General features: G+C 39.8%; 15 protein-coding genes and 1 other annotated feature. Of the genes, 12 read left to right on the forward strand and 3 right to left on the reverse strand.

Going from position 1 to position 21079, the window contains the following annotated elements; all coding sequences use genetic code 11:
* Positions 1–36: 36 nt before the first annotated feature.
* Positions 37–465: a DUF6556 family protein gene (locus tag EHW89_RS03555; protein ID WP_003032874.1), complete on the reverse strand. Its 429-nt coding sequence runs from the start codon at positions 463–465 to the stop codon at positions 37–39.
* Between the two features lie 198 nt (positions 466–663).
* A complete protein-coding gene (gene ppdK / locus EHW89_RS03560) occupies positions 664–3273 on the reverse strand; it encodes a pyruvate, phosphate dikinase (RefSeq protein WP_126466711.1) in 2610 nt (869 codons plus the stop codon).
* Between the two features lie 176 nt (positions 3274–3449).
* Here ppdK and EHW89_RS03565 point away from each other — a divergent pair, with 176 nt between their 5' ends.
* The 12 genes from EHW89_RS03565 (at position 3450) to EHW89_RS03620 (ending at position 20390) form a co-directional block, all read left to right on the forward strand.
* Positions 3450–4079, forward strand: coding sequence for a CBS domain-containing protein (locus EHW89_RS03565; RefSeq protein WP_003034927.1), 630 nt, complete (start codon positions 3450–3452; stop codon positions 4077–4079).
* Between the two features lie 13 nt (positions 4080–4092).
* Entirely contained in the window at positions 4093–4911 is an 819-nt protein-coding gene (locus EHW89_RS03570) for a pyruvate, water dikinase regulatory protein (RefSeq protein WP_003032860.1), read from the forward strand.
* A 42-nt stretch (positions 4912–4953) separates the two neighbouring features.
* Positions 4954–6873 carry a fructose-1,6-bisphosphatase gene (locus EHW89_RS03575; RefSeq protein ID WP_126466713.1) on the forward strand — a complete coding sequence of 640 codons (1920 nt, stop codon included), beginning with the start codon at positions 4954–4956 and terminating at the stop codon, positions 6871–6873.
* Positions 6874–6985: 112 nt separating this feature from the next.
* Positions 6986–8128: a cysteine desulfurase family protein gene (locus EHW89_RS03580; protein WP_126468055.1), complete on the forward strand. Its 1143-nt coding sequence runs from the start codon at positions 6986–6988 to the stop codon at positions 8126–8128.
* A 3-nt stretch (positions 8129–8131) separates the two neighbouring features.
* A complete protein-coding gene (gene thiI, locus EHW89_RS03585) occupies positions 8132–9346 on the forward strand; it encodes a tRNA uracil 4-sulfurtransferase ThiI (RefSeq protein ID WP_126466715.1) in 1215 nt (404 codons plus the stop codon).
* 125 nt (positions 9347–9471) lie between these two features.
* Positions 9472–9543, forward strand: a sequence feature (ribosomal protein L21 leader region).
* Positions 9544–9577: 34 nt separating this feature from the next.
* Positions 9578–9892 carry a 50S ribosomal protein L21 gene (rplU, locus tag EHW89_RS03590; RefSeq protein ID WP_003035040.1) on the forward strand — a complete coding sequence of 105 codons (315 nt, stop codon included), beginning with the start codon at positions 9578–9580 and terminating at the stop codon, positions 9890–9892.
* A gap of 16 nt (positions 9893–9908) precedes the next feature.
* Positions 9909–10253, forward strand: coding sequence for a ribosomal-processing cysteine protease Prp (locus EHW89_RS03595; protein ID WP_003032850.1), 345 nt, complete (start codon positions 9909–9911; stop codon positions 10251–10253).
* A 17-nt stretch (positions 10254–10270) separates the two neighbouring features.
* The gene (gene rpmA / locus EHW89_RS03600; RefSeq protein WP_003032879.1) at positions 10271–10564 is read left to right on the forward strand and encodes a 50S ribosomal protein L27; all 294 of its coding nucleotides are present in this window, start codon (positions 10271–10273) and stop codon (positions 10562–10564) included.
* 329 nt (positions 10565–10893) lie between these two features.
* Positions 10894–17877 (forward strand): mucin-binding protein, encoded by a 6984-nt coding sequence (locus EHW89_RS03605; protein WP_126466717.1) that lies wholly within the window; start codon positions 10894–10896, stop codon positions 17875–17877.
* 243 nt (positions 17878–18120) lie between these two features.
* On the forward strand, positions 18121–18426 hold the full coding sequence (locus EHW89_RS03610; RefSeq protein WP_003024970.1) for a rhodanese-like domain-containing protein: 306 nt from the start codon (positions 18121–18123) through the stop codon (positions 18424–18426).
* 22 nt (positions 18427–18448) lie between these two features.
* Positions 18449–20104: an FAD-dependent oxidoreductase gene (locus EHW89_RS03615; protein ID WP_126466719.1), complete on the forward strand. Its 1656-nt coding sequence runs from the start codon at positions 18449–18451 to the stop codon at positions 20102–20104.
* Positions 20094–20390: a rhodanese-like domain-containing protein gene (locus EHW89_RS03620; protein WP_049533391.1), complete on the forward strand. Its 297-nt coding sequence runs from the start codon at positions 20094–20096 to the stop codon at positions 20388–20390. Before EHW89_RS03615 ends, EHW89_RS03620 begins: the two co-directional genes overlap by 11 nt.
* 48 nt (positions 20391–20438) lie before the next feature.
* Here EHW89_RS03620 and EHW89_RS03625 read toward each other — a convergent pair whose 3' ends face one another.
* Positions 20439–20927 (reverse strand): prolyl-tRNA synthetase associated domain-containing protein, encoded by a 489-nt coding sequence (locus EHW89_RS03625; protein WP_126466721.1) that lies wholly within the window; start codon positions 20925–20927, stop codon positions 20439–20441.
* Positions 20928–21079: the final 152 nt, after the last annotated feature.

Genomic DNA, 21079 nt, shown 5'->3' on the forward strand with positions numbered 1-21079 from the left:
AGACATTGTCTGATTGGTTGTCTCGCTTCCGCTTTTTTAATTGCTAGAGCTTGAAGTAGTTGTATTTGTGTCGTTGTCAGTCGTTGTGCTGCTTGTCTGACTAGAGCTAGTATCGCTTGATGTATTACTAGACTGCGTGGTGTCAGAACTAGCGCTACTCGTTTCTGTCTCGCCTTGACTTGCAGCTGTTGTGTCGCTAGATTTAGCCCCGTCTGTTGTTGTTTCTTTCTGAATTTCTTTGATAATAGTTGTTTGTGTCGTCTGGCTACTTTTTGTCTTGGTATCAGATTTATTATTGTTCATGAAAGTCAAGATTGTAATTGTTGCAGTGATAATCCCAAGAATACTCCCAATCGTAGCAAGGGTCTTCTGAAAAGCAGAAAGTCCTTTTTTGATATGATGACGAGTAGGCGTTTTTTCTTCTTTTGCATTTGCCGTTTTGTTTTTCCGAGAATAATTTTCCATTGTGAGTTGATAATCTCCTTTCTCATCTTCATTATACCCTCTTTATTTAAAATTGTCTTAAAAAAATTCAAAATGTTGAAAATTTCATATAAAGCGATTGAAAATTGATTGAAAAAATTACCTTTTACAAAAAATCAGCTCCATCCTTGTCTGTCCTGTTAGCAGATAGAAAGAGCTGATTCACTTATAAGGAAGGAACTAGGAAAGATGTGCTTGCGCAACAGCTAATCGTGCAGCAGGAACGCGATAAGGTGAGCAAGAAACATAAGTAATGCCAATCTCTTGGAAGAAAGGAATAGAAGCAGGATCTCCTCCGACTTCACCGCAAATGCCAATTGGAAGTTCTGGCTTCACTTGACGAGCTTTAGAAATAGCTATTTTCATGAGCTCGCCCACTCCAGCTCGGTCAATGGTTTGGAATGGATCGAATGACATGATTTCTTCCTCTTTGTAATGCTGGATAAATTTTCCAATATCATCACGAGAAAAACCATAGGTCATTTGTGTCAAGTCATTGGTACCAAAACTAAAGAAGTCTGCTTCCTCGGCTAATTGATCTGCGATGAAACAAGCGCGTGGCAGTTCAATCATTGTACCGATTTCATAAGGGAATGGCTGCATGTGATGTTTCTTGAAAATGTTATCAATATGCTGACAAAGAGATGTTTTGATTGAAACCAACTCCGCCTTTTCTGCGATTAAAGGAATCATGATTTCTGGTTTAATGATCATGCCTTCTTTTGCTAGTCTTATAGCACTATTAAAAATGGCTTCTACCTGCATTTTATAAATTTCAGGCTGTGTAATTCCCAAGCGGCAACCACGATGTCCTAGCATTGGGTTCGTTTCTTGTAGAGAAGTGATTTTCCGCGTTAGTGTATCAAGAGGTACTTGCAATTTCCCGGATAATTGCTCAATTTCCTGTTGTGTTTTTGGCAAAAATTCGTGCATAGGAGGATCTAGTAAACGGACAATCATCGGTTTATCTTGAATGGTTTGATACATCTGATAGAAATCTTCTTCTTGGAAAGCTAAAAGTGTCATTAAAGCAGACTTAGTTTCGATTTCATTCGTTGATAAAATCAATCTGCGCATTTCTAAAATCCGTTCCTCACCAAAGAACATGTGCTCTGTACGAGCCAGACCAATTCCCTTGGCACCAAATTGAATAGCTGTTTTTAAGTCTTGAATCGTTTCTGCATTTGCACGAACGCTCAGTTGAGCCATTTCATCTGCCCAAGAAAGGAACATCTGTAATTCGTCATTATTATCAATCATAGTGGTTGGAATGCTTCCAATGTAGAGTTTGCCGGAAGTGCCATCTACAGAAAGGATGTCTCCCTCTTTTAAGGTTACCTTACCGCATACAAGTGTTTTTCCGTCTTCATTGATAGATAATTCTCCGCATCCTGCGACACAACAAGTGCCCATGCCACGAGCTACAACAGCTGCATGAGAAGTCATGCCACCGTGACTGGTCACGATTGCTTGACTAACTACCATTCCTTCAATGTCTTCGGGAGAAGTTTCTTGGCGAACCAAAATCACTTTCTTTCCAAGTGCATGAAATTCTTTGGCGCGCTCGGCAGTAAAGACAATTTCTCCTGTTGCGGCACCTGGACTAGCAGGAAGTCCCTGAGTTAAGTGATGAGCTGATGTTAAAGCTTTTTCTTCAAAAACAGGGTGAATCAGTTGGTCAATGGTAGAAGGACTGACTCGTAGGAGAGCTTCTTGCTTTGAAATCATTTTTTCGTTCACTAAATCCAAAGCAATTTTTAAGCTTGCTTTAGCCGTCCGTTTTCCGTTTCGCGTTTGCAGAATATAAAGCTTTTCTTTTTCAATGGTAAATTCAATATCCTGCATATCTTTGTAGTGTTTTTCAAGAATCTTGGCGTAGTTGCAAAAATCTTCATAGGCCTGTGGTAAGATTCGTTTAAGAGAGTCAATCGGTTCTGGAGTCCGAATACCAGCTACGACATCTTCTCCTTGGGCATTGAGGAGAAATTCCCCAAACAGATGAGGTTCACCAGTAGCAGGATTTCTGGTGAAAACAACGCCTGTGCCACTTTTTTGATCGCTATTGCCAAACACCATACTCTGAACATTGACAGCCGTTCCTAAGTCGTGGGGAATTTGGTTCAATTCGCGGTAAACTTTAGCGCGTGGGTTGTTCCATGATTTGAATACCGCTTTGATAGCAGCGTAAAGTTGCTCTTTAGGGCTTTGTGGGAAATTTTGATAGTGTTCCTGATAGACTTCTTTATATTGTTGAATAAGTGATTGGTGTTCTTCTTTTGAAAAGTCATTGACCTTCTTATTCAATTGTTTTTCGGTTTTTTCTAAACATTGGTCGAATTCTTCTTTGGGGATGCCGTAAACGACATCAGCAAACATCTGCAATAAACGCCGATAACAATTGTAAGCGAAATTGGCATTTGTCGCATCTGCTAAAGTCTGAACACGCAAGTCATTTAGTCCAAGATTGAGAATCGTGTCCATCATACCAGGCATAGAAATTTTAGCTCCGCTACGGACAGAAACCAGTAGTAGTGAGGGTTCATTCCCCATGAAAAATTTATTTGTTTTGGTTTCTAGTTTAGTAACCGCTTTCAAAACTTCCTCTTTTAAAATAGATTCGAAAAAGGAAGGAGTTTCTAAATAACGTAGACAACTTTGAGTTGTAATCGTAAATCCCTCAGGTACAGGTAGCCCCAAATGGGTCATTTCTGCCAAATTGGCACCCTTACCACCTAGTAGCGCCTTGTCTTCAGCGCGTCCTTCTTCAAAAGAATAAATCCATTTATCCATTTTTGCCTCCAATTTATTAAATATGTGTCATAATAAAAGACAAATACATTGTAATATACATCATATATGTTTGTCAACTGAAAAAACCAATCATAAATCGTTGACAAACGAGTTATATTTGTTATAATATGACACATAATGATGATTTGAAATTGATATTGGAAAAGGAGTAACAGTTGAAATTAACGAAACGACAAAAAGAGATCGTTGAGATTGTAAAGAAAGATCAACCAGTCAGCGGTGAAAAAATCTCAGAACTGCTAGATGTGTCTAGGGCAACTTTGCGCTCAGATTTATCCTTTCTAACCTTAGTAGGGATTTTAAAAGCAAGTCCGAAAGTTGGCTACACTTATGCTGGTTCGGATTTGGAAATGCTCTTTTTCTTTGATACTTTTCAGAAGAAAGTTGAAGATGTCATGACATCACCAGTATTGGTGGCGCACGATTCGTTTATTCAAGATGCCATTATTACTTTATTTATGTATGATGCAGATGTTCTCTATGTGATAGATGAAAAAAAGCAATTGCTGGGCATTTTGTCGCGAAAGGATTTGTTAAGAGCGGCGCTCAATGCCAATATTGATGTGACACCGGTAGCCGTTTGCATGACCAGAATGCCGCATATAAAAACCTGCCATAAAGATTTGAATATCCTTGAAGCTGCGGCACTTTTGCAGGATTTTGCCATTGATTCCTTGCCTGTTGTGGAGGAGCAAAATGAAGGTCATATTATCGGAACAATTACGAAGTCAGCCTTGTTGGACTTTATTATCCAAGAAGCTAGAAATGCAGAAGTGAATAGATAAAAAAGGAGTTTTCATGAAACAAGAGATTACCATTTACGCTATTTCTGATTCTTTGGGAGGAACATCCCAAAAATTACTGTCAGCCGTTATGGCTCAATACCCAGATTTGATTTTTAATAATAGCTATCGTTTTCCTTTTATAAATAAGGAGTCTGAATTGTTGGATATTTTGCAGGACGCTATCAAAGATGACGCAGTTGTGATTAGTACCTTAGTAGACAGTCATTTGGCAGCAACTGCGAGGGAATTTAGCAGAGTCAATCATTTGTCTTATCTGGATTTGATGAATCCATTTTTTGAAATCATCAAAGAAAAAACAGGCACGCAACCGATTGAAGTTCCGGGAGTCCTGCACCGTTTGGACACGGAATATTTCAATAAAATTTCAGCTATTGAATTTGCTGTTAAATATGACGACGGCAAGAATCCGCAAGGATTTTTGGAGTCAGACCTTGTGATTCTAGGAGTTTCTAGGACTTCCAAGACTCCGCTCAGTATCTATTTAGCTAATAAAGGTTACAAAGTGTCCAATCTTCCCTTGATTCCAGAGGTTCCGCTACCGCAAATCTTGGATAAAGTAGATAGAAGAAGAATGATTGGGCTGGTTTGTGAACCGGATAAATTGGTCAAAGTAAGAAGTAACCGTTTGGATGCGCTCGGTTTGACACAAGCTACAAGCTATACAGATGTAGAAAAAATTTATGAAGAATTGGATTATTCTAAAAAAGTATTTCAAAAATATCAAGCACATGTTATCAATATGACAGATAAATCTATTGAAGAAACGGCTTGCATCATTGAAGAACATTTAAAATCTCTAGCTTCAAAATAAGAATTAAAGCCCTAAGGTGCTGTATTTAAACGAGGTGAACGAATGGAGCAATACAAACGAATTTTATTAAAAGAGTTTGATTCCAAGCAAAAGGTCATTACAGAGTTAATCAATCTGGAAGCTATTTTAAATTTGCCAAAAGGGACAGAATTGTATCTTAGCGATATTCACGGTGAGTTTGAGGCTTTTGACTACATCTTAAGAACCTGTGCGGGGAATCTGAATGAAAAAATCAATGACTGCTTTGGAGAGGATTTATCAAAAGCGGAAAAAGACAAGCTGACCTTGCTGATTGCTTACCCTCAGGAAGTTTTGAGCGATGGTTTTCTTTATCCTTTGAAAGATAAAAGATGGTATGGAGAAATTATTCAAAACTTGTTGACTTTGCTAGCTTTTGTAGCAGCCAAATACACACGCTCTAAAGTAAGGAAAGCCTTGCCGCCACAATATGCTTATGTGATTGAAGAATTGCTCTATACAGATCGCAATCTGCCGGATAGTAATATTTATTTTGAAACGATTCAGAACTATTTGATTGATCTAGGCGAGGCAAGTCAGTTTATTTCGGCATTAGCAAAAGTAATTCGGCAGTTAATCATTGATCATCTTCACATAGTTGGTGATATTTTTGACCGTGGGGCAGCCGCAGATAAAGTAATGAATGAAATCATGGCTTATCATTCTGTTGATATTCAGTGGGGCAACCACGACATTATCTGGATGGGGGCTTTCTTCGGCTCAAAAGAATGTCTACTCATTCTCTTACGAATAGCTGCTAGGTACGGGTATCTTTACGATATTGAGCGAGCTTATGGTTTTAATCTAAGACCACTCGTCCTCTTTGCTGAAAAGACTTATTCGGAAAATGCAAAGTTCAAACCAAAATTAGGAAAAAGAAGCGATAGCTATTCTCCTAAAGAAATCCTCCAGCTGGAAAAGGTTCACCAAGCACTAGCAATCATTCAGTTTAAATTGGAAAATCAACTGATTAAAAGGCGACCGGAGTTTGATATGGCTCAACATCTTACTCTTGATAAGATTGATTACTGGGAAGAGAGTATTCTAGTTGAAGAAAAGAAGCATTTTTTAGCTAATACTTGCTTCCAAACAATCAATCCTCAACAGCCAGATCAGCTGACAGATGAGGAAGAAGAAGTGGTTGCTACTTTGCTGGATTCATTCCAGCATTCTATTCAGCTCAAGAACCACATTTCTTTTTTGATGAACAAGGGCTCCATGTATAAAATTTATAACAGTCATCTCCTTTTTCATGGTTGCATTCCTTTGGAAGAGTCTGGAGATTTTCAACCTTTGCAGATCAATGAAATTCGCTATGCTGGTAAAGAATTGCTCGACTTTTTTGAATACCACATTCGAGAAAGTTCTAAAAATCCAGAGATTCAGAACGATTTCTCAACGGATCTTATCTGGTACTGTTGGAATGGAAAACTATCTCCCTTGTTTGGCAAGGACAAGATGACCACCCTAGAACGTTATTTTATCGAGGATAAGGAAACGCACGTTGAAAAGGAAAATCCCTATTTCTCCTATCGGAATTCTGCTAAGATTTGCAAGTTGATTTTGGAAGAATTCGGGCTCTTTTCTGAAGATTCTAGGATTGTAAATGGGCATACACCTGTAAAAACATTGAAAGGCGAATCTCCAATCCGAGGAGAAGGCATGTTATTTGTCATTGACGGTGGGTTGTGTGAAGCCTACCAAAAGAAAACGGGTATTGCTGGTTATTCCTTGCTCAATAATTCATATGGTTTTCAAATTGTCACACACCAACCTTTTCAAAATGTGCAAAAAATGATTGAGAAGGCTGTGGATCTCTCATCCTTGAAGAAAGTGATTGAGCATGTCCGTGAGCGAACTTTGATAAAATCAACGACAATCGGGCAAAGCCTCATCGAACAACAACAGGAACTATCTGCTCTCTTGCATGAATTTTATGATTAACCTTTACGGCTCTCCAAGCCAAAACTTGGAGGGCCTTTTCATTTCAAGTTTTGCTGTTGTCCCCATTTCTTTTTCGTGTTACAATAGGAGTATTGAAATGGAGAGGTTTAAGATGATTTATTTTGACAATTCAGCAACAACCAAGCCTTACCCAGAGGCTTTGGCTACCTATACAGAAGTTGCTTCTAAAATTTGGGGAAATCCTTCTAGTCTCCACAGTTTGGGCAATCAGGCGACCCGCTTGTTAGATGCATCTCGCAGGCAAATTGCGGAGCTTCTCGGTAAATCCTCTCAAGAGATTTTCTTTACGTCTGGAGGGACGGAAGGCGATAATTGGGTTATCAAGGGTGTGGCTTTTGAAAAAGCGCGTTATGGCAAGCATATCATTGTGTCTGCTATTGAGCATCCAGCAGTGAAAGAATCCGCTCTCTGGCTGACGCAGCAAGGTTTTGAAGTGGATTTTGCGTCTGTTGATAAAAAAGGTTTTGTAGATGTTGAAAAATTAGCTACCCTTATCCGATCGGATACGACTTTAATTTCAGTTATGGCGGTCAACAATGAAATCGGCTCTGTTCAACCAATTGCAGCTATTTCAGAACTTTTAGCGGACAAGCCAACTATTTCTTTTCATGTGGATGCGGTTCAAGCCATGGCCAAGATTCCAACGGAAAATTATTTAACTGATCGCGTAGACTTTGCAACATTTTCCAGTCATAAATTTCATGGTTTACGGGGTGTTGGTTTTGTCTATATCAAGTCTGGTAAGAAAATCAGTCCGCTATTGAATGGTGGCGGTCAAGAATCAGACAAGCGTTCTACGACTGAAAATTTGGCGGGTATTGCAGCAACCGCAAAAGCCTTGCGCATATCTATGGAAAATTTGGAAACTTTCACCACACGAACCGCAAAAATGAAAGAGATTATCCTAGAAGAGCTAGCGAAATACCCTGATGTGACGATTTTTTCAGGAATAGATGAGTTTGCGCCCCATATCCTGACTTTTGGAATTAAAGGCGTACGAGGTGAAGTAGTGGTTCATGTTTTTGAAGAGTATGACATTTATATATCTACTACGAGTGCTTGTTCCTCTAAAGCTGGCAAACCAGCTGGAACATTAATAGCTATGGGTGTTGAAAAATCCCTAGCTCAAACGGCTGTGCGAATTAGTCTGGATGCCGATAATGACATGAGTCAGATTGAGCAATTCCTGACAACGTTTAAACTCATTTATGAAAAAACTAGAAAAGTAAGGTAAACAATGCAATATTCAGAAATTATGGTTCGTTACGGCGAGCTTTCAACCAAAGGAAAAAATCGCATGCGTTTTATTAACAAATTGAAACGCAATATGCAAGCAGTCCTCTCTGTTTACCCAGATGTGCATGTGAAAGCAGACCGAGATCGTGCACATGTCTATCTTCACGGAACGGACTATCAACCTGTTGCAGAATCGCTTAAACAAATTTTTGGGATTCAAAATTTCTCTCCGTCTTATAAGATTGAAAAATCAGTTCCTGCTTTGGTTGAAGCGGTGCAGACAATTATGAAAGAAATTTATAAAGAGGGGATGACTTTCAAGATTGCCAGCAAACGCAGTGACCACAATTTTGAATTGGATAGTCGTGAATTGAACCAGACCTTGGGAAATGCAGTCTTTGATGCGATTCCACATATTCAAGTCAAGATGAAAACGCCAGATATTACACTGCAAGTAGAAATCCGCGAAGAAGCAGCCTATCTGTCCTATGAAACGATTCGTGGAGCAGGCGGTCTTCCTGTCGGAACATCTGGAAAAGGCATGCTGATGTTGTCAGGCGGGATTGATTCACCCGTTGCAGGCTATTTAGCTCTAAAACGTGGAGTGGATATTGAAGCGGTGCACTTTGCTAGCCCTCCTTATACAAGTCCCGGTGCTCTCAAAAAGGCGCAAGATTTGACGCGCAAATTAACCAAATTTGGTGGCAGTATTCAATTTATTGAAGTGCCATTCACGGAAATCCAAGAAGAAATTAAAGCTAAAGCACCAGAAGCTTATCTGATGACCCTAACTCGACGCTTTATGATGCGCATTACAGATCGCATTCGTGAAGAACGCGGTGGGCTCGTTATCATCAACGGAGAAAGTCTTGGTCAAGTTGCTAGCCAAACGCTAGAGAGTATGCAAGCGATCAATGCTGTCACTAACACTCCAATTATTCGCCCAGTTGTGACCATGGATAAGCTGGAAATCATTGATATTGCTGAAAAGATTGATACCTTTAATATCTCAATTCAGCCCTTTGAAGATTGCTGTACCATTTTTGCCCCAGATCGTCCGAAAACCAATCCAAAGATAAAAAATGCAGAGCAATACGAAGCACGTATGAATGTGGAAGAATTAGTGGAACGTGCTGTTGCTGGTATCATCATTACTGAAATCACACCAGAAGCAGAAACAGACGAAGTGGATGAAATGATTGAGGGATTGTTGTAATAAGAACGGATTTTGAGATTGGAAGTTATTCTGGGAAATTACTAAAAGCTACTCAATTAGTCTTTTGATAAAAAATACTTGTCAAATAATTCTAGAAATGCTATACTTAGAGAGTTGACTATGCACAGCCTGTGCAACCGCTCGAACATCGTCATAAGTGGTTCGTCCCACGATGCTAGGCGAGTCTTCACAAAATTAGGGGAAACCCGTAAAATTCATAGGAGGTGCATAATGAGCACATACGCAATCATTAAAACTGGCGGCAAACAAGTTAAAGTTGAAGTTGGTCAAGCAATCTACGTTGAAAAATTAGACGTTGAAGCTGGTCAAGATGTAACATTTGATGAAGTTGTTCTTGTTGGTGGTGAAAACACTGTTGTCGGAACTCCGCTTGTTTCTGGAGCTACTGTTGTTGGAACTGTTGAAAAGCAAGGAAAACAAAAGAAAGTTGTTACTTACAAGTACAAACCTAAAAAAGGTAGCCATCGTAAACAAGGTCACCGACAACCATATACTAAGGTTGTCATCAATGCAATCAACGCTTAATTTTTAAGGAGAGCACATGATACAAGCAGTCTTTGAACGAGCCGAGGATGGTGAGCTGAGGAGTGCAGAAATTACTGGACACGCCGAAAGTGGCGAATACGGCTTTGATGTCGTGTGTGCGTCGGTTTCTACGCTTGCCATAAATTTCATCAATTCGATTGAAAAATTCGCAGGCTATGAACCAATCTTAGAATTAAACGAAGAAGAAGGTGGATTCTTACGGGTAGAGATTCCTACAGATATTCCATCTCACCAAAGAGAAATGACTCAGCTTTTCTTTGAATCATTCTTCTTGGGTATGGCAAACTTATCGGAGGACTCAGCTGAGTTCGTCCAGACAAGAGTTATCACAGAAAACTAACACGGAGGAAAAACATTATGTTGAAAATGAATCTTGCGAACCTGCAACTTTTCGCTCATAAAAAAGGTGGAGGTTCTACATCTAACGGACGTGATTCACAAGCAAAACGTCTTGGAGCTAAAGCAGCTGACGGACAAACTGTAACTGGTGGATCTATTCTTTACCGTCAACGCGGTACTCACATCTATCCAGGTGTCAACGTTGGACGCGGTGGAGATGACACTTTGTTTGCAAAAGTTGAAGGCGTTGTACGCTTTGAACGCAAAGGTCGCGATAAAAAACAAGTTTCTGTTTACCCAATTGCGAAATAAGAATTGAAAGTCCCTACCTCATGGTACGGGTCTTTCTTTTGGAAATGATAATTTGAAAACAACAAAAGAAATGTAGATAAAACGAACAATCTTCATCTCATTATAAGATAGCTGTGAACAACTTTGCAGCTATCTTTATTTTAAGTACATTTTACATGTGTTTTTCATGTATTTTAGTATCATATTAGTTGAATTATTCCAATTATCAAAGTATAATATATAAAGTAGCTTTATTCAATTTTTTAGGAATGGGTAATAGGTTTTTATTCTCAACTTTACCCATCAGATAAAAATTATATAGATATTTTATCATGAAAGGAATATACTAAGTGAAAAGTTTTAAACTTTATAATGGAAAACGTGATAAATTTTCTTTACGGAAGAAAAGCGTGGGTCTTGTTTCCGTTGCGATAGCCACTTTAGCAATGTATGGAATTGTGGGAGGAAGTCAGACGGTTCAAGCTGATGAGCAGAGTAGTATGAACAGTCAAGTTACTAGTGTTTCAGATTCATCAGAGAAAACGGAAACTGAAAAAGCTGTTGTTCCAACTCCAATATCAGAAGATGCTTCTTCAGTCAGTAGTTCTTCAGTATCAGAAAATGAAATAATGGATGCGGCTCAATCTGTTTCAGGACTTCAAAGCTCAAGTACAGAAAGTACGTCATCAGAAGATTCATCTCCATCAAGCAGCAATAGCTCATCAACGGAAGAAGAATCTTCTAAACCATCTCCAACTCCGTCTCAATCAGAAACAACTCCGAAGACGGAAGAAACGAATACAGCACCTCAAACAAGAGCAGCACGCAGTCGCAGAAGTGTGACAGAAGCTCTTTCTCAGATTTCAGATTTCAAAGTGACTGTTACAACAAAAGATGGAACAACTATGAATTCTGGGGATGAAAAAACTTTATCCAATCAAGAAATAGCATTTGAGCAAATTCATATGAAATTTACTCTGACTCAAGATGGGACTCTAAAGGCTGGTACAAAGATTCGCATTCCAGTTAAATTGGTAAACAATGCTTATGGAGCGTACTACTCTAATCTTGGTTCAGGAACAGAGGAACCAATAAACGGTGTTGGAACAATTAAATTTGAACATTCTGATCCAAATAATCTTGCTTATGTGATTACTTTAAATAATCAATTTGAAGGACAAAAAATTGTTGAAATTACTCAGAAAGCAGCAACTATTGGAAAATTTACAGCAAAATCAAGTTATGAAAATATTGTTTTAGAAATAAATGGGAATACATTTACGTTTAAACCTCAGCCTAGGACGTTTGAAAAAGCACAGGCTCCTTTTGCAGTTTATAATAGCGCTAGTAGTGATAAAGCTGATTCAATAAAATTAGGTACTTCAACTGGTGATGCTAACTATTATAATAATCTATTATCTAGCGATGGCAAAAATCCTGGACAAACAGGGATTCCTCAAGGAGATATCATTTCTATTTACCGTATAAAACCAGGTAATGGATCGAAAATTATTAGTATCAAACCTGATCCGAAAAGATATACTTCTACCTTAGCTATTAGCGAAGATGGGAAGTATCTTGTTAAAGGAGATACTTCAACTTCTATTAGCATCAATTCAGATCCAGATAACAAATTAATTGAACTGCCAGCAAATTCAACTGATGAAGAGATTGTTAAGGCATTAAAACAAGCGGGTAAAAACTCTTCGGTTGTTATTGATAATGGAGATGGGACCTACACAGTTGCTATTAATTTAGGAAAAATGACAGGAAATGGTGCTACTACCTATCATGAAATTTGGCCAACTGATGATTATGCTCAAATGGGAGATAAGTATCAGGAAATCAACAGAACAGAAGAAGTCAATAAAAAAGTTAGTGCTATTTTAAAGGATGCTAGTGTCATTCAAGGAACTGGACATTCAACACGAATTACTTTTGCAGATTCCTCAATTAAGAATACTATAACGAATGAGTCAAGAAGTTATAGTTATAACGTTGATGACAATGGTAATGTAACTAAGCTTAAAGAAGAAACGATTTCTGCCACAACAACTCCATCAAATGCGCGTGCAGAAGGTCAAAAAAAGATTACAATACACTATGTAGATACTACAGGTAAAGAAATAGAAACACAAGATTATCAATTTGGTTTCCCAGCAGGGGGGAGTGTTCCTAAATCACCAGATTATAAGGCTACTCCGAAAACGATTGCAGGATATACTCTTGTAACGACACAGAATCCTATTACTTCAATATCAGGAAAACAGCTTACTACTAGTCAGTCCATAGCTTTTGAAAATAACGATCAAGATTTTTACTATGTATACGCTGTAAATAAATCTAATGCAAAAGTAACGTATATTGATGATACTGATGGAAATAAAGTTCTTGAAACAAAAGAATTGACTGGTGATTACAATACTACTGATTCATACAGAACAACCGAAACTATTAAAAAGTATACAGATCAAAATTATGAACTGGTTAAAGATGAGTATCCACCAACAGGTGTGAAATATAATGATAAACTTCAAACATTTGAGGTTCATTTAAAACATAAGACAAAAACTGAAACTCAAAAGAGAACTGTCAAAGAGACTATCAGATATGTCTATGAAAATGGTACAGAAGCAAAACCAACCTATGTTGCTACATTAGATTTCACCAGAACAGCAACAACAGACCTTGTTACAAATGTTACAACTGGTGATTGGACAGCAGAAAATGGAACAAGTTTTGCAGCCGTAACATCACCAGCAATCAAAGGTTACACTCCAGACTTAGCGGAGGTTCCAGCAGTTGACAATATTACGGCTAACAGTGCCAATATCGAAAAGACAGTTGTTTACAAAGCTAATCCAGCTAGTGCAAAGGTCACTTACATTGATGACACAACAGGCGAAACGCTTGAAACTAAGGATTTGAATGGACTTTATGGTCAGACTGATCCTTATCGAACAGCTGAAACCATTAAGACGTATACTGATCGAAATTATGAACTCGTTTCAGATGGTTATCCAGCAACTGGTGTAACCTATAATGAAACTCTTCAAACCTTTGAAGTTCATCTACGTCATAAGATGGATTTAGTTGAAGACACTAGGACTGTCTTTGAGACCATCAATTATGTTTACGAAGATAACACAGAGGCAGCGGATACGAAGGTTCAGATTCTGGACTTTAACCGGCTTATCAAAAAGGATCTGGTGACTAATAAGATTGTCTATAAGGGTCCTTGGGCTCCGTCTACCAGAACCTTCCCAGAGGTAGTTTCTCCAAAGGTTGATGGTTATACACCAGATAAGGCAACTGTAGCAGCCGTTGAACAGATTACGGGAGATAGCGCAGATATTGAAGAAACGGTTACCTATAAAGCAGATAAGCAAAAAGTAACCTATACCATCATTGACGACACTGCTCAAAAAACGCTGAAAGATAAGGAAGTACTTACCAGCGGAGGCTCTGATACTCCTCTTCCAGACAGTGCCCGAGAAAAATATGATTTAATGGTGAATGCTTATCTAGCTCAAGGTTATGAATTGGTTTCGAAAGACCAGCTTCCAGCTAAGTTTGACCTTGACAGTAGCCACGATCAAAATGTAGTTGTTCACTTGAAGCATGGTACCACTGATATCCAAGAAAGCAAGAATGTAAATTTGACTGTTCGTTACCACGGTGCTGGGGAACAAACACCAGAAGATAAGGTGCAAACAGCGACTTGGACTCGTACAGTAACAAAAGATAAAATCACAGGTACAGAGGTTTCAACAACACCTTGGACAAGCGACAAAGTAAACTATGATGCTGTGCCATCACCAGTGATTCCTGGTTATAGCGTGGATGTCGAGACAGTGCCGTCTGAAGCAGTTACTCAAGAGAATATTGTTAAGGATGTGCATTATACTGCTCAAAACCAAAAGGTTACTTACACAGTCGTAGATGAGACAACAGGTCAGACTCTGGAAAATCAGGTTGAATTGACAACAGGCGAGTCTGGTACTGCTCTTCCAGCTGCTGCGAAAACGAAATACGACACCGTAGTCGCAGGTTATTTAGCACAAGGTTACGAAGTGGTTGCCAAGGATGAATTGCCAGCTCAGTTTGACACCGACAGCAGTGTGGACCAAAACGTGGTGATTCGCTTGAAACATAGAGTGTCAACTTCTACAGAAACCAAAACCGTTACCCAAACCATCAACTACCTCTACGAGGATGACAATACACCAGCAGCTCCAGAGAAGAAAACGACCTTGACTTTCACTAGAGAAGTGAAAACAGATGAAGTGACGAAGGATGTTACAACAGGGGCATGGGGACCATCTACTGGCACCTTCCCAGAGGTAGTCTCTCCAACTGTTGATGGCTACACGCCAGATAAGGCTAAAGTTGACGCAGAAACCGTAACTGCTGATCAGGCGGATATCAAGGTTACGGTTAAATACAAGGCCGACAAGCAAAAAGTCACTTACACTATTATTGATGATACAACCCACACTACTTTAAAGAACAAGGTAGAGTTGACAACAGGTGATTCTGGTGCAAATCTTCCTGATGATGCGCAGACGAAGTATGATAAAGCCGTTGATGATTATCTTGCTAAAGGTTATGAATTGGTATCTAAGGACAATCTTCCTACTCAGTTTGACACAGATAGTAGCGTAGACCAAAATGTCGTTGTTCACTTGAAACATAAAGTGACAGCATCTACGGAAAATACAACTGTTACTGAAACAATTCATTATGTTTATAAGGATGGTAGCCAAGCAGCAGAAAGTCATAAAGCTACACTAGACTTTGCTAGAGAAGTGAGGACTGATGAAGTAACAAAAGCTGTTACAAAAGGTGCATGGTCTCCAAGTACAAGTACTTTTGTGGCAGTCACTTCTCCAATAATTGCAGGTTACACAGCTGACAAACCAGTTGTTGAAGCTGTTGATGGTATCATAGGTGATAGTAAAGATGTTGTTGTAAAAGTCACATATACAGCTGATAAGCAAAAAGTCACTTATACAGTCATTGATGAAACGACACAAAAAACTTTGGAAAACCAAGTAGAATTAACAACTGGTGATTCGGATTCTGCCCTTCCAACAACTGCTAAAACGAAGTATGATCAAATTGTCAAAGGATATACAGATAAAGGCTATGAGTTAATCTCTAAAGATGATTTACCAGCCAAGTTTGACAAGGATAGCACGAAAGATCAAAACGTTGTCATTCGTCTGAAACATGGTACAACAGATAGCAAAGAAACCAAGAAAGTGAGCTTGACAGTTCGTTATCATGGAGCGGGTAGTCAAACGCCAGCTAATAATGTACAAACAGCAACGTGGACACGCACAGTAACGAAAGATAAGATCACAGGTACTGAAGTTTCGGCTACAGCTTGGATCAGTGACAAAGCTAATTATGACGCTGTGCCATCCCCAGTGATTCCAGGTTATAGGGTAGATGTTGCGACTGTTCCATCAGAAACAGTCACTCAAGAGGATATTGTCAAGGATGTGCATTACACTATCCAAACGCAACGAGTGACTTACACGGTTGTTGATGATACGACAGGTACGACTCTAGAACACCAAGTGGAATTAACGACTGGTGAGTCGGATGCAGCTCTTCCAGCAGCAGCGCAAAGGAAATACGATACGGTTGTATCAGCTTATCTGGCCCAAGGCTATGAATTGGTTTCAAAAGACCCACTTCCAGCTAAGTTCGACCTTGATAGCAGTCATGATCAAAACGTGACGGTTCACTTAAAACACAAGGTAACAACATCTAGTGAGATTAAAACCGTTAAAGAAACCATTCATTATGTTTATAAGAATGGTAGCCAAGCAAGCCCAAGTCGTAGTACTTCATTGAGTTTTACTAGAGAAGTGAAAACAGATGAAGTGACAAAACGTTCCACTAAAGGCTCTTGGTCACCCGTTACAGGAACTTTCGCAGCGGTCACTTCCCCAATGATTACAGGTTATACAGCTGATAAACCAATTGTTGCAGCTGTTGATGGTATCACAGGTGATAGTGAGGATATCGTTGAAACAGTTGTTTATAAAGCTAATCAAGAAAGGGCCCAAGTTCGCTATATTGATGATACAACGGGTGCAACTCTTGAAACGAAAGAATTAACTGGTGATTATAATACAACGGATTCTTACAGAACAGCGGACACGATCTCTCATTATACAAGTCAAGGCTATGAGCTTGTTTCAGATAATTATCCAAGTACGGGTGTAATTTATAATGAAACTTATCAAAAATTTGAAGTTCACTTGAAACATGGCACAGCAGAAAGTCAAGAAAGCAAGAAAGTGAGCTTGACGGTTCGCTATCATGGAGCAGGTAGCCAGACGCCAGCCGATAATGTGCAAACAGCAACTTGGACACGGACGGTGACAAAAGACAAGGTGACGGGCGATGTTGTGAAGGCAACGGATTGGACAGCAGATAAAGCAAATTATAATGCTATTCCATCGCCAGTAATTCCAGGATATACAGTAGATGTGGCAACAGTTCCGCAAGAAAAAGTCACGCAAGAAGATATTGTTAAAGATGTTCATTATGGTATTCAAACTCAAAAAGTAACTTATACAGTTATTGATGATACGACAGGCACCACTCTGGAAAACCAAGTAGAGTTGACGACGGGAGAGTCAGATTCAGCTCTTCCAGCAGCTGCTAAAACGAAGTATGGTCAAGTTGTCAAAGGGTACACAGATAAAGGCTATGAATTGGTTTCTAAAGACGAATTACCAGCTAAGTTCGACCTTGATAGCAGTCATGATCAAAACGTGACGGTTCACTTGAAACATGGCACAGCAGAAAGTCAAGAAAGCAAGAAAGTGAGTTTGACGGTTCGTTATCATGGAGCAGGTAGCCAGACGCCAGCCGATAATGTGCAAACAGTAACTTGGACACGGACGGTGACGAAAGATAAGGTAACGGGAGATGTTGTGAAGACTACGGATTGGGTAGCTGACAAGGCAACCTATGACGCTGTTCCATCTCCAGTCATTCCAGGCTACACAGTAGATGTGGCAACTGTTTCGGCAGAAACAGTCACTCAAGAGGATATGGTTAAGGATGTTTATTATACTGCGATCCCAGTAACTCCAGATAAACCAACTCCTCCAGTAGTTCCGTCAACGCCGGACAAGCCAACGACTCCGACAGTTGTACCAACGACTCCTACAAAAGCAACTCCAACGAAAACAGAAATCTTGCCAAGCACAGGTGATTCTCAAGTTGGTCCAACGCTTGCAACGCTGACTGGTGTTGGTTTACTTCTATCGGCTTTAGGTTTAGCTGGTCATCGTAAAAAAGAGGATTAAAACGAATTCTTTAAAGTCTAGCAGTAACCAGTCATTTTAAGTCAGAGTGATGCAGTGGCTGATGGGAAATCGTTTAAAAGAAAGATGAGCTTCACAGATTGACCTCATTTGGTTGATCTGTGAGGCTTACTTTTTTATGAACAGGCTGAAGTAACTCATATTTTTAATCTAGAAACAACATTCTTGACAAAAATTATGCTTCATGGTTTAATATACCCCATAAGGGTATAAACGGAGGTGCTTATGTTTCACTTATTTACGAAAATAGATAGTATTTCTACAAGTGAATTGGAACAAAAATTAAAAGAGAAGATTCAACTGCTAGATGTACGAACACCGTCTGAATATCGGCGTGGTCATATCAAAGGCGCAAAGAATGTCCCACTCAATGAAATCGCAAGATACACGCCAGCAACAAATGAAACACTGTATGTCATTTGCCATTCCGGTGTGCGGAGCAAAATGGCAGCCAAAAAGCTAAAGAAAAAAGGCTACGATGTTGTCAATGTTCAAGGCGGTATGAGTGCTTGGACCGGAAAAGTTGTTTAAAAGTGATAAAGGAGGAAGTTGAATGAAAATTATCATTGTTGGTGGAGTTGCAGGTGGAATGTCTGCAGCGACGCGTTTAAGACGGCTAAAAGAAGACGCTGAGATTATTATTTTTGAAAAGGGGCCATTCGTTTCCTTTGCGAACTGTGGTCTGCCTTACTATGTTTCTGGAGAAATTGCTGAGCGGGAAGACTTGTTAGTGCAAACGCCTGAGAGTTTAAAGGCACGCTTTCGTTTAGATGTGCGACCTTTCCATGAAGTGACGGCTATCTCACCAGATCAACATATAGTGACGGTTCGGCATGATGGAAAGGAATTTACAGAGAGTTATGATAAGTTGATTTTATCTCCGGGGGCAAAGCCTTTTGTGCCTCCAATTGAAGGTTTGGAAACAGCTGAAAATACCTATACTTTACGCAATGTTCCTGATCTAGATAAGATTATGTTAGCTTTAGAAAAACAACCAAAAGAAGCTGTGGTGATTGGGGCCGGATTCATTGGTCTTGAAATGGCAGAAAATCTTCGGAGGCGCGGTTTGAAGGTGACGATTGTTGAAAAAGCACCGCATGTTTTGCCACCGCTTGATGAAGAAATGGCTGCTTTTGTTCAAGCTGAATTGTTGAAAAACGGTATTCAAGTAATTACTTCTCAGTCTGCTACGCGGTTTGAGGACAAGGGAAAGGTCATTGTACTGGAGAATGGGCAAAAAATTGTTTCTGATGTGACCATTTTATCTGTCGGGGTGCAACCGGAGAATGCTTTGGCACAGGCGGCAGGTATTGAACTGGGACTGCGTGGCGGTATCTTAGTCAATGAGCGTTACGAAACCAGTCAACCTGATATTTATGCAGTCGGTGATGCGATTGTGGTTAAGCAAGAGATTACAGGAGAAGACGCGCTGATTTCATTGGCTTCGCCTGCCAATCGTCAAGGTCGCCAAGTGGCGGACGTGATTGCTGGGGTAGCTCGCAAGAATAAAGGTAGCATTGGTACAGCTATCGTTCGGGCATTTGACATGACGGCAGCTTCGACAGGGTTGAGCGAGCGCATTCTTCGTATGAATGGCCTGCCTTATCAAGTTATTCATGTCAGTGGTAAGGATCATGCTGGCTACTATCCGGGTGCGACTGATGTGACCTTGAAACTCCTCTTTGAGCCAACAAGTGGCAAAATTTATGGTGCACAAGGTGTTGGGAAAAAAGGCGTTGATAAGCGGATTGATATTTTGGCAACGGCTATCAAAGGTAATCTAACCATTTTTGACTTGCCAGAGTTGGAATTTACCTATGCGCCACCGTTTGGCTCTGCTAAAGATCCGGTCAATATGCTGGGATATGCAGCCTTAAACTTAGTAGAAGGTTTGAGCGACAATATCCAGTGGTATGAATTGGAAGATGAACTAGCTGCTGGTAAGAAGTTCCTAGATGTGCGGACGGCCAGTGAGCTTCAACAAGGTCGTTTGAAAGTGGATACGGTTCACATTCCTTTAAATGAATTGCGTGAGCGTTTAGGAGAGTTAGACAAGTCGCAAGATTATATCGTGAGCTGTCATAGTGGACTTCGTAGCTATATTGCCGAGCGCATTCTCAAACAAGCAGGATTTTCTGTTAAGAACCTAGACGGCGCTTTTGCCTTGTATAAAATGGTGAAACCAGAGGGAGTAGAATATGGAAACTAGCATCAGTATGCCTGAATTTTATAAAAAATATCAGACAGAAACCTTATCCATTCTTGATGTGCGAGAAGATTATGAGTTTCAAATGGGACACGTGCCGACGGCAAAAAATCTGCCATTAAGCACTTTTGAGACGAGCTACAAACAACTCAGCCAGCAGGAGAAATACTATGTCATCTGCCAATCTGGCGCACGTTCTGCGGCTGCGTGTCAGTTTTTAAGTGCGCAAGGTTTGCATGTGACCAATGTGGCTGGGGGCATGAATATCTGGCCCGGAGAGGTGGAGTAAAATAAAAGAAAATCCGATTAAGTGCTGTCTTAATCGGGTTTATTCGTATTACAATTCAACAATATGAGCTTCGTAGCCAATGGCTTCTAGGAATTTGAGTAGGTCTGTTGTGTTTAAAAAGAGTGTTTTCTCATTGGTATTGGGGTGAAAACTCATTCGTTTTTCCGACATGATTTCTTTGTCAAAATAAACTTGAATGTCTTTATCGGCATTGTTTAACAATCCAAATGGAGAAACAACACCTGCTGGCAACATCATTTTTTCAAATAGACTATCAGATGATGCCATGCGGATTTTATTGGCTTTTACCAGTTCTTTAAATAAGTCCATGTCCAAGCGCTTTTTGTCGTCCATGATGAGCAAGTAGTAGGCGGTTTTCTTCTTGTTAGTGAGAAACATCGTTTTGGTGCGGATGCCTTCAATGCCTTCGATAAAGCTGTCTGCCTGCTCAGTCGTAAGTGCCGGTTCGTGTTCCACGATTTCAAATGGAATGTTTAACTTGTTTAAGGTTTCTTCTACTTTTGCGTATAAGTCCATTTTACTTGCCTCCTTTGATTTGTTTTATTACTCTTATTATACCATATTGAGGAGGACTTTTCTTTCAATGGTTGGCAACCTGCCCCCAAAAGCAGTCCATTCCGTCGATCGGGTCACTAGTCTGTCCTAAAAGCAGTTCACCTCGTTGACCG

It is taken from the genome of Streptococcus periodonticum, assembly GCF_003963555.1.
GTDB lineage: Bacteria > Bacillota > Bacilli > Lactobacillales > Streptococcaceae > Streptococcus > Streptococcus anginosus.

Excerpts from the sequence above, each read along its gene's own strand:
- EHW89_RS03555 (WP_003032874.1), bottom strand. The coding sequence starts at position 465 with ATGGAAAATTATTCTCGGAAAAACAAAACGGCAAATGCAAAAGAAGAA.
- ppdK (WP_126466711.1), bottom strand. The coding sequence starts at position 3,273 with ATGGATAAATGGATTTATTCTTTTGAAGAAGGACGCGCTGAAGACAAG.
- EHW89_RS03570 (WP_003032860.1), top strand. The coding sequence starts at position 4,093 with ATGAAACAAGAGATTACCATTTACGCTATTTCTGATTCTTTGGGAGGA.
- EHW89_RS03575 (WP_126466713.1), top strand. The coding sequence starts at position 4,954 with ATGGAGCAATACAAACGAATTTTATTAAAAGAGTTTGATTCCAAGCAA.
- EHW89_RS03580 (WP_126468055.1), top strand. The coding sequence starts at position 6,986 with ATGATTTATTTTGACAATTCAGCAACAACCAAGCCTTACCCAGAGGCT.
- thiI (WP_126466715.1), top strand. The coding sequence starts at position 8,132 with ATGCAATATTCAGAAATTATGGTTCGTTACGGCGAGCTTTCAACCAAA.
- rplU (WP_003035040.1), top strand. The coding sequence starts at position 9,578 with ATGAGCACATACGCAATCATTAAAACTGGCGGCAAACAAGTTAAAGTT.
- EHW89_RS03595 (WP_003032850.1), top strand. The coding sequence starts at position 9,909 with ATGATACAAGCAGTCTTTGAACGAGCCGAGGATGGTGAGCTGAGGAGT.
- rpmA (WP_003032879.1), top strand. The coding sequence starts at position 10,271 with ATGTTGAAAATGAATCTTGCGAACCTGCAACTTTTCGCTCATAAAAAA.
- EHW89_RS03610 (WP_003024970.1), top strand. The coding sequence starts at position 18,121 with ATGTTTCACTTATTTACGAAAATAGATAGTATTTCTACAAGTGAATTG.
- EHW89_RS03615 (WP_126466719.1), top strand. The coding sequence starts at position 18,449 with ATGAAAATTATCATTGTTGGTGGAGTTGCAGGTGGAATGTCTGCAGCG.
- EHW89_RS03620 (WP_049533391.1), top strand. The coding sequence starts at position 20,094 with ATGGAAACTAGCATCAGTATGCCTGAATTTTATAAAAAATATCAGACA.
- EHW89_RS03625 (WP_126466721.1), bottom strand. The coding sequence starts at position 20,927 with ATGGACTTATACGCAAAAGTAGAAGAAACCTTAAACAAGTTAAACATT.